Source organism: Nitrospirota bacterium, from assembly GCA_026387665.1.
GTDB lineage: Bacteria > Nitrospirota > Nitrospiria > Nitrospirales > Nitrospiraceae > Palsa-1315.
This window is the reverse complement of the sequence record JAPLLG010000003.1, coordinates 52,387-68,217: the sequence shown is the minus strand read 5'-3', so window position 1 is coordinate 68,217 and position 15,831 is coordinate 52,387. Positions and strand designations below refer to the sequence as shown.

Here is a 15,831-nt window from a genome sequence, read left to right as displayed (position 1 = left end):
CTTCTTGTCGCTAGAGTACATCACAGATCACAGGGCTAGCCGGTTTCCGGTCCCAACAGCTCGCCGTTACAATCGACACAGCACCAGTCGCCATCGATGAACTTCATCGGATCGCCGCACATCGGACATTCCGGCGGAGGCCCTTTGTCGATGCGAGGGAGCTCGGGCAATTCAAAATCGTCGTCGTCATCGACCATAGAAGTCTACTTCCCCTACTCGCGCGGTTTCATTTTGAGCAGCAGCGCTTTTTCGGCGCTCTCGCGACTCGGAACACCGACGAACGTCAATCGTCCATCGATAATGCTGGCAGGCACAGCCCTGACCGAATGCCGGTCTGCGAGGAGCCGGCCATCCTCGGTGGTGATATCCACTTCGCGATAGCCGAAGCTATATTTGACGCGCAACTGTTTCCAGAGACTCTTTGCCGAGGGGCAGGCCCCGCAACTCGGCGAAATTAATAGCACAACGTTTGGCATCGGTTCCCTCCAACAGCTGCGCGATCTTACCATCGGGTCTGACGGGGGAGCAAGCAAGGGCGCTCCAGCTGTTTGACTTCCTTCCGTGGAAGGCGCAGCATGGCCATCTCATCCATGAAATTATAAGCATACTGTGCGCTCGTTAACCTTCAGCGTGACCCCACGGGCCCTAACCTCAGTGAGAAGGAGATTGAGATGAAACGACTAGCAGCCCTTTCGGCCGCAGTGATCATGGGAGCGCCCTCGCTCGCCCTGGCAGTGGAACATAGCGCTGGGTACCGCGGAATCGGACAGCTCTATTTCACCTTCATGGCCGCGATCCTGATCTACGGCGTCTACGACAGCTTCGGCAAGAAGGCCATGTATGTGGCGGCACCGATCATCATTGGCGGGCTCTATATGATGCTGCCCCCGAGCTAAATTCAGACGTCAGACTGAGACTGGCTGGCCTAGCAGGCTGCGGAAAAACTTGGTGCAGACGGGAAATCAGGCTGAAAGGCTCTGAATGGTGTCGCAGTCTGAATAGCCACAGGATGCTCAAAACGGCCGTCCAGCAAGGACGCAGCGAACGAAGAGGCGAGGCGTACGCCGCGGTACGTTGAGCCTCTTCGTGAAGCGAGAACGCCGCTGGCGGACGTTTTCAGCATCCTGCTAGTCCAGCCAGTCTTTCTCTTTGAGCTTTCGGGGCAGATATTTTTTCGTGAGATATTGGAAGTCCTTATTGGCGAGGGCGTCCAGTTCGTACTTCAATCCACTCGCAAGCATCCTCTTGATTTCCACCTGCCATGCCGGCTTCTGAAACCACTGATAATTGAGCAGCTCTTTCGCGCGGGCGATGTCCTTTTCGTTCAGCTTGATCCCGACATTGCGCGGCAGTTCGTATCGTTCAGGATCGGCGCTGGAGAGGCCGATGAATTTGGCTTTGGGAATCGCCATCCGCTCGCTCTCGAAGGCCAGATTGATTGAGCCCTGTTTGACGACGGAGTAGATGTAATAGCCCCAGGGATCGTTGTCGACCAGGACATAGACCGGCAGCCGATATTCTTCGTGCAGCCTTCGCGCCAAGCGGCGCACCCCGCGAGGCGGTTGCCCATTCCCCGTCAGCAATACGCAATTATAGCGCCGCCAGAACTTGTCTTCCGAGAGGCGGTTCCACTGCGTACCTTTTTCGACCAGCAACACGAAGTCCGCCGTGCAACGCCGGATCTCCACATATTCCGGCTCGACAATCGACGGCACAGAATAGCCACCCTTCCCCAGTTTGGCGCAATCCACGCGATCGCCGTCGTCACCGAGCACAAGCGGGCCAACCACACTCCCGCCATTCTCAGCCCGCACATGGAGCTCCTCACGGAGCGCCACCAGCGAGACTTCCAGGTCCTCGATGATCGGATCCGATTCGTCCTGAGTATCGAACGTATTCTCGTGCGAGTCCTGGATCGTATGTTTGGTCCGGTAATAGATCTCTCTGAGCGAGGTCGTCAGTTCCGCTCGCTGCAGTTCCGAAAGGGCATCCGCGACCAGGATGGTTTGCATGAACTTCTTGGCCATGCCCACATTGAAAAATGAGCGCGCCTGCTTCTTGCTCCCCATTTCGAGCAGACCCTTGCGGGGATTGAAGGTCACGTTCGAGAGTGCGCGGAGCGGAATCTCCATCGTCGGATCCTTGCCTCGCTGCGCGGAGGCGATCACCATATCGGCCAGCCCGATCAGTTTCTTCTCGACCGTCCCGTTCTTCGTCCGTTTCGTTTTGGCCATGGATCGTCCTATTTCTTCTTTCTTGCCGGATGAGCCTTGCGAACCATCGAAACCGTTGCACCCTTGCTCGGCTTCTTCTTGGCAGGCTTCGCCTTCGCAGCAGGCTTTCGGCTCTGTTTCACCAAGGGCTGTTTCTCGTCTGCCTCGATGACGGCTGGAACGGCGATGGCCGGCGCCTCCCCTTCAATCCCCTCCGCTGTGACAATGATGGAATGGGGCAGACCTTCCGGTCCTGCGCCGGTCTTGCCCAACGTTTCATCGGTCTTGATGCCGCCGGTCCGCGAGGAGGCAATCTTCTGCAGCTGGGCTTTCAGCTTCTCCGTGGCCAGCTTCCCGCCCTTCAGGCTGTTGCAGGCTGCCACGACTTCTTCGATGTAGAGTTCAAAAATGTTGCGCCGCCGGAACTCGCTTGCCGCCCGCTCGCGCCGGCGCAGGAACAGTCCGAGCCTCCTGCCGCACTCGCGAAGCGCCAGGGTGATTTCCTTGTGGATTTCGTCGTATTCCGCAATCGCTTCTTTGGACTCGCTCGTAAAGGGCACCCAGACGGAGGCAATATGCACGAAGATGACCATCGGTCCGGCCGGCAGAGCTCCGCGCGACTGAGAGATCCCGTAATTGCGCCAGGTCGTGGCGAGCACCGCCTTGAAGGTGGCGCAGGAGGATTGCTGATAGAGCAACGGGACCCGGTTGGCGTAGCGAATCACGCGAGCAAGTTCCGAGTCTCCCTCCTCATGCTCCCCTTCTGCCAGAGGCAGCGATTGCTTCTCAGGCTTCGTCTCGCTATCCGGCGCTTTCCCGAAAGCCAACCCCGCTTCAATGATGAAGGGATTCCCTCGATAGACCGAGGGGGGACGGCTCACCGCCGTATAGAACTCCCCTTTGATCTGTTTGTAGAGGCCGGAGAGGATCGCCTTTTCGCCGATCGGCGAGAGGCAGTTGGTTGGCGGCGCCATGATCTTCGTCGCTTGAATGGTCTGATAGAGGGTTTCGGCAATCGCACCGCGAATGCCACGGGGCTTCGCCCTGGGCGAGACCTTTGCCGCCTTGCACATCTCATCCGCAAGCGCAGGAGGCACCCGGCAGAAATCGCTCGACAGAAGACCTGAAACAGTTTGGCTCTTGCTCTCCTGAAGCATCTTGAGGAACATCCCGAATTCGATGCCATAGGGATGAGGCTTGATCTCTTTCGGCGAAGGAGGCAGTTCGTGATAGGCGCGGGGGTAATCCTTCGTTTCGCCTTCGGGCGTACGATAGATCAGACGGACGTGCGGGTTAGCAATCGAAGTCTGTTCAAGGTACTCGTCCACCGAGGCGCGGCCCTTCTGATAGCGGCCCTCGACTTCGATCGCGACCTGAGTGCCTTGCGGCCTGTCCCATTCGACGGTCTTGTTCTCCAGCACCAGCGGCTCGTTCTTCTTCGTATCGATCTGGACGGAAAAATACTGGGCTGCAGCCCTGGGACCGGTGCGGGAGATGATCTTGACCGGTTTGCCCGTCGTCAGTTGGCCGTACATCCCTGCCGCTGAGATGCCGATCCCCTGCTGGCCGCGGCTCATCCTCAGCCGATGGAACTTGGAGCCGTACAAGAGTTTGGCAAAGACCCGTGGAATCTGCTGGCGGACGATTCCTGGGCCGTTGTCCGTGACGGTGATCCGGAAGCGGGTGGCCTGGCTCGCTGCCGGAACTGCCGCAGCTCCGACCGCCACGGCTTCCAGTTGCACCGTGACCTCGGGAAGAATCCCCGCTTCCTCGCAGGCGTCCAATGCATTGTCGACCGCTTCCTTCACACAGGTCAGCAAGGCTTTGCGCGGGTTGTCGAAGCCCAGGAGATGGCGGTTCTTCGTGAAGAACTCCGAAACGGAAATCTCCCGCTGCCTGGCTCCCATTTCCACTGCCGTGACAGCTGGGGCAACTGGAGCTTTGGATTTCTTGGGCGCTGATGGTGGGGAAGCAGTTTTCGACGAGGAGACAGTCGGCGCAACAGATGCGGAAGACTTAGACTTGGCCATTCATCCTCTCACAGGTTAACGTGACGAAACCGGAGAATCGTTCAGCGTCCATTAGGGTGGGAGGAGCGCGCACCTACCGAGGACAGCATAGGTACGGCGGAAATCTCGGCGGGACTTCAGGCTTCCCAGTCAAGCTGGGCTTGCACACCATCCCGACACTCGATCCCCTGATGAACCATATTCCCTCGGGGCGTTAAGCTCCCCCCACAAGGCTACGGTATTCCTCAGATATGGATGAGTCAAGCATTGGCGCATTAACGAGATGCGACGTAATGCTCTGAGTCGATCTGGTCGATTCGAAGTTGCATCCCTCTACGGCTTTCGATAAGGTGCGGGGCATGACCCATTCCCTCGCGCGTTCGCTCGTCCTCGCCGCCGCGAGCGGGCTGTTCCTCCCGCTGAGCTTCCCGAACTACGACCTCGGTCTCTTGGCCTGGATCGCCCTTGTGCCGTTGCATTGGGCGCTGGACGGCAAAAGCAAACAACAGGCGTTCTGGATCGGCTGGCTGACCGGCACGATTGCCTTTACCGGTATGATGGCCTGGGTGGTCACCACCATGAGTATCTACGGTAAGGTTCCGCTGGTGATCAGCTACGGCATCATGTTGCTGCTCACCGTCTACCTGGGTCTCTATGTCGCCATCTATTCCGCCGGATCCGTCTGGTTTCGGAGCCTGATTCCCCGCTACGGGCTCTTTGCGGTTCCCTGCTTATGGGTGAGTTTGGAACTGATCCGGACCTATGCCTTGAGCGGAATGCCCTGGGGGCTCCTCGGCTATTCGCAATATCGCCAGATCGAAGTGATTCAGATTGCGGATCATCTGGGAGTTTATGGGGTCTCGTTTCTCATTGTGCTCGTCAATGTCGCAGTGGCCGAACTCCTCTCCTGGCTGATGCCGTTGCTCCGGAGATTCCGTCCGGCCAGACTCCCCTGGGAGCTCGTCGCGGTGGCGGTCTTACTGGTGGGCCTGTCCTGGGAATACGGCCTTCGAACCTTATCAGAGGCGCCCTTTGCTCACATTCCCCGCTCGTCCATCAGCGTCGGGGTGATCCAGCCGAACATCGATCAGGCTGTGAAGTGGGACACAGCTTATCGAGAGGAGACCCTCGCGCGGTTTGACCGGCTGACGGGACAGCTTGGCCATGCCTCAGACTTGGTGATCTGGCCGGAAGCAGCAACACCCTTCATCTTTGAGCGGGAGCCGGTCTATCAACTGCAGCTTATCTCCCTGGCCAATCGCGCGCAATCGCCCATCCTGTTCGGTAGCCCCGCCCTGCGTTTCTATCCGGATCGGAAGCCCTATCTCCTGAACAGCGCCTATCTCCTCTCGCCGGAGGGCCAGCTCCTCGGCCGCTATGACAAGCAACATCTGGTGCCCTTCGGAGAATATATTCCGTTGAAATCCTCACTCCTATTTTTCCTCGACCGATTGGTCGAAGGCATCGGCGATTTCGAAGCAGGGCCCGGCCCGACGATCATGACGGTGACGCCGAAACCCGGCACAGCCGGCGTGCAGCCGCGACCGGTCAAGTTCGGCGTCGCAATCTGTTATGAAGTGATCTTCCCAGACCTGGTAAGGCAATTCGCCGCGAACGGGGCGGAATTTATGGTGACCATTACGAACGATGCCTGGTTCGGCCGCTCAGCCGCTCCCTCTCAGCATTTTGCGATGGTGGTGTTCCGCTCGGTCGAGAATCATTTGGCCTTTGCCCGTTCGGCGAACACCGGCATTTCCGGCTTCATCGATCCGTTCGGACGTATCGTCGAAGCGACGCCGATCTTCACGGAACAGGCCGTGCGAACCAGGATGCAGGCCTGGCGCCCCCATACGTTTTACAGCCGCCACGGGGATGTCTTTGCCTACGGCTGTGCTATAATCTGCGCGCTTTTGTGCCTGTTCAGCTATTTCCGCACCAAGGGACCTGAACCGGACACAGTGGCTGCCACACCGATTTAAGCTGAAAGGGTCGCGCATGTTGGATGAAGTACGGATTCGCCTTCGGGCCGTCGCGGAGCAAGTAGCGGAACTACGGGGGCATCTTTGACTTCGCTCGCATGACGACCGAGTTGGCCCATCTGGACGAACAGACCTCGCAACCGGACTTTTGGAGCCAGGCGCAAAAAGCGGCCAAGATCAGCAGAAAGAAATCCTCGATCGAGCGCGAGCTGCAGCTGTGGCGTGAGATCGACGGGAAGATGAGCGATCTGGGCGCGTTGCTGGAGCTGGCGGAGGAAAGCGCCGACGCCGGACTCCTGAAGGAACTGAGCGCCGAGCTGGATCAATTCGAACCGAAGCTCGCAGCCCTGCGGCTGGAACTGCTCCTCTCGGGCGAGCTGGACCCCAACAATGCGATCGTGGCGATCCATCCTGGCGCCGGCGGAACGGAATCGCAGGATTGGGCGCAGATGCTGCTCCGCATGTACGTCCGGTGGGCCGAGAGCAAGAAATTCAAGATCGAAACGCTGGATCTGCTTCCAGGCGAAGAAGCGGGAATCAAGAGTGTGACCCTGTCTGTGACCGGACCCTATGCCTACGGCTACCTCAAGGCCGAAGCTGGCGTACACCGACTGGTGCGTATTTCACCCTTCGATGCGAACAAGCGGCGGCATACCTCCTTTGCCTCGGTGTTCGTCTATCCGGAGGTGGATGACGAGATCGACCTCGTGATCGAAGACAAGGACCTGCGAATCGATACCTTTCGGGCCGGCGGCGCCGGCGGCCAGAACGTGAACAAGGTCGAGACGGCCATTCGCATGACCCACCTGCCGTCCGGGATCGTGGTGCAATGTCAGAACGAGCGGTCCCAGCTCCAGAATCGCAACGGCGCCATGAAGGTCTTGAAGGCGCGCCTTTACGAACTGGAACTGAAAAAGAAAGAGGCCGAGTTCAATGCGATTGTCGGCGAGAAGAAGGACATTTCCTGGGGCAGCCAAATTCGCTCGTATGTGTTCCAGCCCTATCAAATGGTCAAGGATCACAGGACCGGCCATGAAGTGGGCCAAGTCGCCGCCGTTATGGACGGCGATCTGGACGGATTCATCGAAGCCTATTTAAAGATGAAGCAGCTCGGAAAAACCGCGCTCAGCTATCAACAGTCTGGCACGGACGAGTTCGATAGCTGACCGAAGCCCTCTATTGATAAAGGCGCACATGGAAGAACTAACCGAACAGCAACAACAACGTATTAAAAAGCTCGACGTCCTTCGCGCAGCGGGCGTGGCGCCCTACGGCACGCGATTCGAAGTGAAGGACCGCGCCGGCCAACTGATCAAGCTCCATTCTGAAAAGACCAAAGAGGTTCTGGATGAGCAGAAGATCTCCTGCACCTTTGCGGGGCGCATCGTCGCCCTGCGCCGATTCGGCAAGGCCGGTTTCGCCGTGCTGCAAGATGGATCGGACCGGCTGCAAGTCTATCTCAAGAAAGACCTCATCTCGGAACAGGCCTATCTGGTCGCAGAGCAGCTCGATCTGGGCGATTGGATCGGCGTGACCGGCATCCTCTTTCGCACCAAGACCAATGAATTCACCGTCGAGGTTTCAGAGCTGACCTTCCTGAGCAAAGCCCTGAGACCGCTCCCGGAGAAGTGGCACGGGTTAACGGATGTGGAGACCCGCTACCGCCAGCGGTATGTGGACTTGATTGCCAATCCGGAAGTCCATGCCATCTTCGTCACGCGCAGCAAAATCATCGCTGGCATTCGTGCCTTCTTGATCGAGCGGGGCTTCCTGGAAGTCGAAACGCCGATGATGCACCCGATTCCCGGTGGCGCGGCAGCCAAACCCTTCGTCACGCACCACAATGCCCTCGGCGTCGACCTCTATCTCAGAATTGCGCCGGAACTCTATTTGAAACGGTTGATCGTGGGCGGCTTCCCCCGCGTGTTCGAAATCAATCGCAACTTCCGGAACGAGGGCATCTCGACGATTCACAATCCTGAATTCACGATGCTGGAGTTCTACGTCTCCTACGCCGACTATCAGGACCTGATCATCCTCACGGAAGAACTCGTCTCCTCCCTGGCGCAGCAGATCCTCGGCAAGACGGTCATCGACTATCAAGGCAAGGAGATCACGCTCACGGCCCCCTGGCGCCGCTGGTCCTACCATCAGTCGATTCTGGAAGTGAACCATCTCGAACCCTCCGTCTTGCAGGATAAGGATCAAGCGATTGCGGCGGCCAAAAAACTGGGCATCGCAGTCGATCCGAAATGGCCGCTCTTCAATATCGTCAATGAGATCTTCGAGGAGACCGTCGAGCCGAACCTGATTCAGCCGACCTTCATCACCGACTACCCGATTGAAATTTCCCCGCTCGCCAGGCGCAAAGATTCGAACCCGGCCCTGACCGATCGTTTCGAGCTCTACATCGCCGGTAGAGAAATCGCCAATGCCTTTTCCGAGTTGAACGATCCGCTGGATCAACGGGAACGATTCGAAGGCCAAGCGGCGCAGCGGGCAGCGGGCGACGACGAAGCCCATCTGGTCGATGAGGACTTCCTGCGCGCCTTGGAGTACGGCATGCCGCCGACCGCGGGAGAAGGCATCGGCATCGACCGGCTGATCATGCTCTTTACCAATCAAGCATCGATCCGCGACGTGGTCCTCTTCCCACAACTCAGGCCGGAGAACTAACGGTGGCCCTTCCCTACGAGATATTTGTCGGATTGCGCTACCTGCGCGCGAAGCGCCGGAATCGGACGATTTCCTTGAACACAGTGGTCTCCATCGCCGGGATCACCCTCGGCGTAGCAGCCCTGATCGGGACGGTCGGGATCATGACCGGCTTCAAAGAGGACATCCAGGCCAAGATCCTCGGCACGACGGCCCACATCATCGTCCAGGACCGGATGAAGGATGGGATGAGCGACTACGAGCCTGTCACGAAACAGATCGAGACTGTGCCTGGTATCGTGGCTGCCACCCCCTTCGTACTCAAGCAAGTCATGCTCACGACTCAAACAGGCGTGCAGGGCATCGTCCTCCGCGGTATCGATCCGCACCGAGAGGGCCTGGTCACCGAGCTGGCCAAAAATCTCTCGGCGGGACAATTGGCCGACCTTGGGCGACCAGTCAAGATCAAACAGGCTCCGGTAGATGACCCGACTGGCCAGCCCATTGAAGTGGAAAGACCCGGCATTATCCTAGGTAAGGAATTGGCGCTGCGACTCGGCGCCTTTGTCGGGGACACCATCAATGTCGTCTCCCCCCCAGCCGGGCCAGTCAGCGCTATCGGGATGGTGCCGAAGATTAGAACCTTTGCCGTCGTCGCCCTCTTTCAATCTGGCATGTACGAGTACGATTCATCCCTGGCCTATATTGACCTGACCGAGGCGCAGAAGTTTTTTAATATGGGGCAGACCGTGACGGGCATTGAAATCAAAGTAGCAGACGTCTTCCGCGCAACAGAAACGGCCCGTGCCGTAGAACAGTCACTCGGCTTTGCCTATGGAGCGCGCGACTGGATGCAGATGAACCGCAATCTCTTCTCGGCGCTCAAGCTGGAGAAGACGATGATGTTCCTGCTCTTGGTCCTGATCACGATCGTGGCCTCTTTCAACATCGTCAGCACCCTCACCATGATCGTCACCGAGAAGCAAAAAGAAATCGCGATCCTCAAGGCCATGGGGGCGACGCGTAAAAGTATTCGCCGCATCTTCATGCTGAACGGATTGATCATCGGCCTGTCCGGGACCGCCATCGGGATTCCGCTCGGCTACGCCTTTCTCTGGCTGATCCAGACCTTTTGGACCTTCGATCCCACGGTCTATTACATTTCGCGAATCCCCGTCCATGTCCAAGCGATGGATGTCATTCTGGTGGCTGGCTCCGCCATTGTGATCAGCTTTGCCGCCACGGTTTATCCTTCACTCCAGGCCGCCAAACTCGAACCGGTGGCAGCGCTCCGCTACGAATGACCATGCAAAGCCAATCGACATTTTCCTTTCATCCTGGAGCCCTGGCGTGATCACCGTCACCGATCTCTACAAATCGTTTCCGATGGGAGGACAGTCCCTCACGGTACTGAAAGGCGTCAATCTCCAGATTCAACGGGGCGAGTTGATCGCCGTGGTCGGAGCCTCTGGGGCTGGCAAGAGCACGTTGCTTCATATTATCGGCACGCTCGATCGTCCCACGAAGGGAACAGTCCATTTCGACGGCCAGGATATGTTCCAACTGTCGGAAGGCGAACAGGCGGAATTCCGAAACCGGCGTATCGGATTCGTCTTTCAATTTCATCACCTCCTGCCGGAATTCACCGCCCTTGAGAATGCCTGTATGCCGGCCCTGATCCAGCGGAGACAGAAGGCAGATATTGAACCGGAAGCGATCGCGCTGCTGGAAGAGGTCGGGCTGGGAGCTCGCTTGCATCACAAGCCTGGTGAATTGTCGGGAGGCGAACAACAGCGAGTGGCAGTCGCGCGAGCCCTCTTGCAGAAACCGGATCTTGTGCTGGCCGATGAGCCGACGGGAAATCTGGATAGTCACACAGGCGATGCGCTCTTCGCCATGATGCGGGCGTTGAACAAGGCCCGCGGCACCACCTTCGTGATCGTCACCCATAACGATAAGCTGTCGGCACAGGCAGACAGAATCATCCACATGCAGGATGGTCAGATCGTCTAGTCGGGTGCTGAAAAAGTCCGCCAGCGTCGTTCTCGCATCGTTCAGGCCCTCAACGTACCCTAACGGGTACGCCTCGGCCCTTCACTCGCTGCGGCCTTGCTGGACGAACTTTTTGAGCACCCTGCAAACTATCCCGGCAAATGCAGAAACTGCTGATGAGTGAAAAGTGATCTTGATTGGAATGAGAGGCTGGTTGAGCCAGAAACCTAGCGGGGAGTTTCCGGAGTGGTTCTCATAGCAGTTTTCAATGAGCGGACGAATTCTGCCACCTGCTTCACCATCTCAGGTTTCTGCTGGTACGCTGCCATCTTTTTTACGATCGCGCTCCCGACGATCACCCCATCGGCAATAGCTGCGACATTGGCCGCATCCTCCGGCGTCGCAACTCCAAATCCGACTGCGACAGGAACCTTCGTGACCTTCCTGATCTTCTCGACGTTCTTCTCGACATCTGCCACGTTCAGCAGTTTCGCGCCGGTAATCCCGGTGAGGGACACGTAATAGATGAACCCCTGGGACTGGCGGGCCACAAATGTCCGTCTGTCTGCCGTGCTCGTGGGAGCAAGCAGGAATATCAGTTGCAGCCCTGCTGCAGCGGCTGGTCCCCTGAGCGGGCCTGCTTCATCCGGCGGCATGTCCGGCACGATCAGCCCGTCAACACCGGCCTGAGCCGCTTCATGGCAGAACCGTTCCGGGCCAAAGGCGTGAATATTATTGTAGTAGGCCATCAAGACCAGCGGGATCTGAGTCCTGGTCCTAAGGCGCGTGACCATGGGGAGGATCGTGCGCAGCGAGGTCTTGCTGCGTAAAGCCCGTTCTGCCGCCTGTTGGATCACAGGACCATCGGCAATGGGATCGGAAAACGGGACACCCAGCTCGATGATATCGGCCCCGGCCCGTTCCAGCTCCACGACCAGCTCTTCGGTCACTTGCAGTGAAGGGTCTCCTGCCATCACATAGGCAATGAGCGCCTGCTCGCCTTTTCGTTTGAGCTCTGTAAATGTACGGTCCAGTCTGGATGTCACAGTGTGATCCCTCGCATCTTGGCGACCTGTTGAACATCCTTATCTCCACGGCCTGAGAGATTCACGACCAGAATCTGGTTCTTCTTCATCGTGGGCGCTACTTTTATCGTATGGGCAATGGCATGGGCGCTTTCAAGGGCCGGCATGATCCCCTCTTCTCTGGCCAGCAAGTCGAACGCGGCCATGGCTTCGTCATCGGTCACAGAGGTATAGGAAGCCCGTCCTTGATCCCGCAAATAACTGTGCTCTGGGCCGACCGCTGCGTAGTCCAATCCGGCTGACACAGAATGGGTCAGCTTGATTTGTCCGTCATCGTCCTGGAGCAGATAGGTCATGGTGCCTTGTAAGACGCCTGGCTTTCCCCCTTCAAAGCGGGCTGCATGTTTGCCGCTCGCGACCCCCAGGCCTCCCGCTTCTACGCCGATCATCTGCACCTTCTTGTCCTTGATGAAGGCATAGAAGAGTCCCATGGCATTGCTGCCGCCTCCGACACAGGCAATGAGACAATCGGGCAGCCGGCCTTCCGCCGCCAGGATCTGTCGCCTGGTTTCTCGCCCGATGATGGATTGAAAATCACGGATCATCATCGGATAGGGATGGGCGCCGAGCACCGACCCGAGGATGTAGTGGGTCGTGCGGACATTCGTCGTCCAGTCCCTCATGGCTTCACTGATGGCATCCTTCAGCGTACGGCTTCCGGAATCAACCCCCGTAACAGTCGAGCCGAGTAATCGCATCCGGAAGACGTTCAGCGCCTGGCGCTCCATGTCTTCGGTCCCCATGTAAATTTCACATTGCAGCCCGAACATGGCCGCCACAGTCGCGGTCGCGACCCCGTGCTGCCCAGCCCCGGTCTCCGCGATGATGCGAGGCTTCTTCATGCGCTTGGCCAGCAGCCCCTGCCCGATCGCGTTATTAATTTTATGGGCGCCGGTATGGCAGAGGTCTTCACGCTTCAAATAGATCTTCGCGCCGCCCAACCGTTTGGTGAGCCGTTCAGCAAAATACAGAGAGGTGGGACGTCCGACGTAATGCTTCAAATAGTAGGCCAGCTCCGATTGGAAGCGCCGGTCTTTTTTGACACGAGCATATTCCTGCTCCAACTCCAGCAGAGCCGGCATGAGTGTTTCAGGGACATAGCGTCCGCCGTACTCACCGAATCGACCGTGCTTGTCAGGAACAGAACCCATAACTGTCCTCTTGCTCATTTAGTAGGCTGTGAAAAACCTCTATGGCGCAGCAGAACTTCGACCGTACACATCTAGAACAAATGAACCTGTCTCGCAGGATGCTCAAAAAGTTCGTCCAGCAAGGCCGCAGCGAGTGAAGGGCCGAGGCGTACCCGTTAGGGTACGTTGAGGGCCTGAACGATGCGAGAACGACGCTGGCGGACTTTTTCAGCATCCTGCCAAGTGACGCAGTATAGACGGGCTTATGCCAGAGAGACAACTCTGACAGCGCGAATGAAGGCGCGCACTTTTTCGTGATCCTTTTTGCCTGGCTCCCGCTCGACTCCGCTGCTCACATCGACTCCGTAGGGTTGCACCGATTGAACGGCCTTCGCAACGTTATCCGGTGTGAGCCCCCCGGCCAGGAGAATGTGCGCAGCCCTGGCCACCTCTGCGGCGAGCTGCCAATCGATGACCTGGCCTGTGCCTCCATAGGCTTGATCGGAAAAGGCATCCAGAACGAAGCCTCGCACGCCTGCCCTGCCTTGAAACTCCGCCAAGGCCAGAAAGGAACTCCGGTCTTTCACTCGCAATGCCTTGAGCACAGGACGGCCCAACTCTTGGCAATAGGCAGCCGATTCGTGTCCATGCAACTGGGCGAGCGCCAGCCCGCAATCGTCCATCAGGTTCCGGACCACTTGTTGTTCTTCATCGACGAACACACCAACCGGCGTGACCAAGGGAGGCAGGCTCATGATGATCTGCCTGGCCAACGAGGGTTGGATGTAGCGGGGGCTCCTTCGATACAAGACGAACCCCAACGCATCGGCCCCTGCCTCGACCGCCACTGCTGCGTCCTCGGCACTGGTAATGCCGCAAATTTTAACTTTGGTTGGCATGGACATCTTAAGCATGTGACGGTGAGGGAACTCCCATCAACTCCCGCATCTTGGCTGCCGTGTCGTCTGCGCGAATGAGCGATTCTCCCACCAGCATGGCATGGATGCCGGCTTCGACCAACCGCACCACGTCCTCCCGTTTATGGATGCCGCTTTCGCTGACGATCAATTTGTCCGCTGGAATCCGCTTCGCCAAACGCAACGTGGTGCCAAGATCGGTCGTAAAGGTCTTGAGGTCACGATTATTGATGCCGATCAGCCTCGCCTCAGGAACTCGCTCCAAGACTCTATCTAGTTCGCGTTCATGATGGGTTTCGATGAGCACATCCAACCCCAATCCGCGAGCAAGGGCATGAAAATCGATCAACTGTTGTCGTTCGAGCGCCGCAACGATCAAGAGGACCGCGTCGGCCCCATAGGCGCGCGCCTCGTAAAACTGGATTTCCTCGACCATGAATTCTTTGTTCAAGGCAGGCATCGGGACCGCTTGTTTGATCTCGCGCAGATAGTCGAGGCTGCCCTGGAAGAAATCCTTGTCGGTCAAGACGGACAGGGCCGAGGCTCCATTGGCATGGTAGGTCTTGGCAATCTCCAGATAGTCAAACCGTTCTGAAAACTCCGGACGGAGCAGGCCAAGACTGGGAGAGGCCTTTTTGACTTCGGCGATCAGCGACGGGCTGCCGGCTATTTTCGTCGCTTCGAGGGTGACGGCAAAACCGAGCGGGCCTGGCGCATCCAGAATCCTCTTCTTCAACTCGGAAAGGTACCCGCGGCTTTGCTTGTGCCGGAGTTCCGCTTTCTTATGCTCTAAAATGCGATCAAGGATCACGATACCCTTATCCCTTATTCGTATATGCGATGAGGCGGGCCAGTTTTTCGGCGGCGGCGCCTGAATCGATAGCCTGGCCTGCCAGGCGGAATCCCTCTTGCAGGTTCGCAGCCTTGCGGCCTGCGACAAGGGCCGGAGCCACATTCAAACAAACGATGTCCCTCTTCGGCCCTTTCCGTCCCTGGAGAATGTCCCTGGTGATCGCGGCATTCTCTTGCGGCGTTCCTCCTGCCAACTGTTTGGCCGAAACCAGCGCCAGGCCGAACTCTGCCGGATCCAGGAGATAGTTGGACAGTACGCCCCCCTTCGCTTCTGAAATCTGTGTTTTCGTCGTGAGGGTAATCTCATCCAGCCCGTCCATCCCATGAACGATGAAGCAATGTTGCGAGCCCAGCCTCATGAGCACATTTCCGAGCAAGGAGGTCAATCGACTTTCATAGACGCCGAGCACTTGAATGGTGGCTCCGGCAGGATTCGTCAGGGGACCCAAGAGATTCAGTATCGTCCTGATGCCCAGCTCCTGCCTTGGCGCGGCGCAATGTTTCATGGCTCCATGATAGAGAGGAGCGAAGAGAAACCCGATTCCGACCTCATTGATACAATCCGCCACCCGTTCGGTCGGCAGGTCGATCTTGACTCCGAGCGCCGACAGGACGTCCGCACTTCCTGACTTGGATGAGACGGAACGGTTGCCGTGTTTCGCGACGGTCAGCCCGGCTCCTGCCACGACGAATGCAGCCGTGGTGGAAATATTGAACGTATGGGCTCCGTCCCCTCCTGTGCCACAGGTATCCACGACCAGGGGATCTCCCACTGCGATGCGAACGGCCTTGGCTCTCATGGCTTGCACGGAACCGACGACTTCCTCGACGGTCTCTCCCTTGAGTCTGAGTCCCATCAAGTAGGCAGCAATTTGGGCCGGCGTCGCAGCCCCTTCCATAATTTCCAGCATCACCGATTCTGCCTCTTGCTCGGTGAGGGAGGAACGGTCGGCGAGTTTGGCAATCGCGTCTTTAATCATGGCTGGGAAACCAGGTGGT

The 15,831-nt window shown here is 57.8% G+C and carries 15 protein-coding genes; 6 read left to right on the top strand and 9 right to left on the bottom strand.

Annotated elements, in window-relative coordinates:
• Window positions 1-35: 35 nt before the first annotated feature.
• Window positions 36-197 carry a hypothetical protein gene (locus NT179_01005; protein MCX5720595.1) on the bottom strand — a complete coding sequence of 54 codons (162 nt, stop codon included), beginning with the start codon at window positions 195-197 and terminating at the stop codon, window positions 36-38.
• A 15-nt stretch (window positions 198-212) separates the two neighbouring features.
• Entirely contained in the window at window positions 213-476 is a 264-nt protein-coding gene (locus tag NT179_01000; protein ID MCX5720594.1) for a thioredoxin family protein, read from the bottom strand.
• Window positions 477-671: 195 nt separating this feature from the next.
• Here NT179_01000 and NT179_00995 point away from each other — a divergent pair, with 195 nt between their 5' ends.
• Complete coding sequence (locus NT179_00995; protein ID MCX5720593.1) at window positions 672-896, top strand: hypothetical protein; 225 nt, start codon at window positions 672-674, stop codon at window positions 894-896.
• A gap of 231 nt (window positions 897-1,127) precedes the next feature.
• On the opposite strand, the gene NT179_00990 is transcribed toward NT179_00995, so the two are convergent.
• Window positions 1,128-2,234, bottom strand: coding sequence for a DNA topoisomerase IV subunit A (locus NT179_00990; protein MCX5720592.1), 1,107 nt, complete (start codon window positions 2,232-2,234; stop codon window positions 1,128-1,130).
• A gap of 8 nt (window positions 2,235-2,242) precedes the next feature.
• Window positions 2,243-4,243: a DNA topoisomerase VI subunit B gene (locus NT179_00985; protein MCX5720591.1), complete on the bottom strand. Its 2,001-nt coding sequence runs from the start codon at window positions 4,241-4,243 to the stop codon at window positions 2,243-2,245.
• Between the two features lie 338 nt (window positions 4,244-4,581).
• Between NT179_00985 and lnt the strand changes: the two genes are divergently transcribed.
• The 5 genes from lnt (at window position 4,582) to NT179_00960 (ending at window position 10,869) form a co-directional block, all read left to right on the top strand.
• Window positions 4,582-6,201 carry an apolipoprotein N-acyltransferase gene (lnt, locus tag NT179_00980; GenBank protein ID MCX5720590.1) on the top strand — a complete coding sequence of 540 codons (1,620 nt, stop codon included), beginning with the start codon at window positions 4,582-4,584 and terminating at the stop codon, window positions 6,199-6,201.
• 16 nt (window positions 6,202-6,217) lie between these two features.
• A protein-coding gene (gene prfB, locus NT179_00975; GenBank protein ID MCX5720589.1) for a peptide chain release factor 2 occupies window positions 6,218-7,367 on the top strand; the annotation gives its coding sequence in 2 pieces (ribosomal slippage) (window positions 6,218-6,283 and window positions 6,285-7,367; 1,149 coding nt in all).
• A gap of 28 nt (window positions 7,368-7,395) precedes the next feature.
• Window positions 7,396-8,877 carry a lysine--tRNA ligase gene (gene lysS / locus NT179_00970; protein MCX5720588.1) on the top strand — a complete coding sequence of 494 codons (1,482 nt, stop codon included), beginning with the start codon at window positions 7,396-7,398 and terminating at the stop codon, window positions 8,875-8,877.
• 2 nt (window positions 8,878-8,879) lie between these two features.
• Entirely contained in the window at window positions 8,880-10,160 is a 1,281-nt protein-coding gene (locus tag NT179_00965) for a lipoprotein-releasing ABC transporter permease subunit (protein MCX5720587.1), read from the top strand.
• A gap of 82 nt (window positions 10,161-10,242) precedes the next feature.
• Complete coding sequence (locus NT179_00960; protein ID MCX5720586.1) at window positions 10,243-10,869, top strand: ABC transporter ATP-binding protein; 627 nt, start codon at window positions 10,243-10,245, stop codon at window positions 10,867-10,869.
• A 206-nt stretch (window positions 10,870-11,075) separates the two neighbouring features.
• Here NT179_00960 and trpA read toward each other — a convergent pair whose 3' ends face one another.
• The 5 genes from trpA to trpD all read right to left on the bottom strand — a co-directional run bounded on the left by trpA (window position 11,076) and on the right by trpD (window position 15,812).
• Window positions 11,076-11,894 carry a tryptophan synthase subunit alpha gene (trpA, locus tag NT179_00955; GenBank protein MCX5720585.1) on the bottom strand — a complete coding sequence of 273 codons (819 nt, stop codon included), beginning with the start codon at window positions 11,892-11,894 and terminating at the stop codon, window positions 11,076-11,078.
• Window positions 11,891-13,084 carry a tryptophan synthase subunit beta gene (gene trpB / locus NT179_00950; protein MCX5720584.1) on the bottom strand — a complete coding sequence of 398 codons (1,194 nt, stop codon included), beginning with the start codon at window positions 13,082-13,084 and terminating at the stop codon, window positions 11,891-11,893. Before trpB ends, trpA begins: the two co-directional genes overlap by 4 nt.
• A gap of 242 nt (window positions 13,085-13,326) precedes the next feature.
• The gene (locus NT179_00945) at window positions 13,327-13,962 is read right to left on the bottom strand and encodes a phosphoribosylanthranilate isomerase (protein ID MCX5720583.1); all 636 of its coding nucleotides are present in this window, start codon (window positions 13,960-13,962) and stop codon (window positions 13,327-13,329) included.
• A gap of 7 nt (window positions 13,963-13,969) precedes the next feature.
• Window positions 13,970-14,791, bottom strand: a complete 822-nt coding sequence (trpC, locus tag NT179_00940; protein MCX5720582.1) for an indole-3-glycerol phosphate synthase TrpC — start codon at window positions 14,789-14,791, stop codon at window positions 13,970-13,972.
• Between the two features lie 7 nt (window positions 14,792-14,798).
• Window positions 14,799-15,812 carry an anthranilate phosphoribosyltransferase gene (gene trpD, locus NT179_00935; GenBank protein ID MCX5720581.1) on the bottom strand — a complete coding sequence of 338 codons (1,014 nt, stop codon included), beginning with the start codon at window positions 15,810-15,812 and terminating at the stop codon, window positions 14,799-14,801.
• Between the last annotated feature and the right edge of the window lie 19 nt (window positions 15,813-15,831).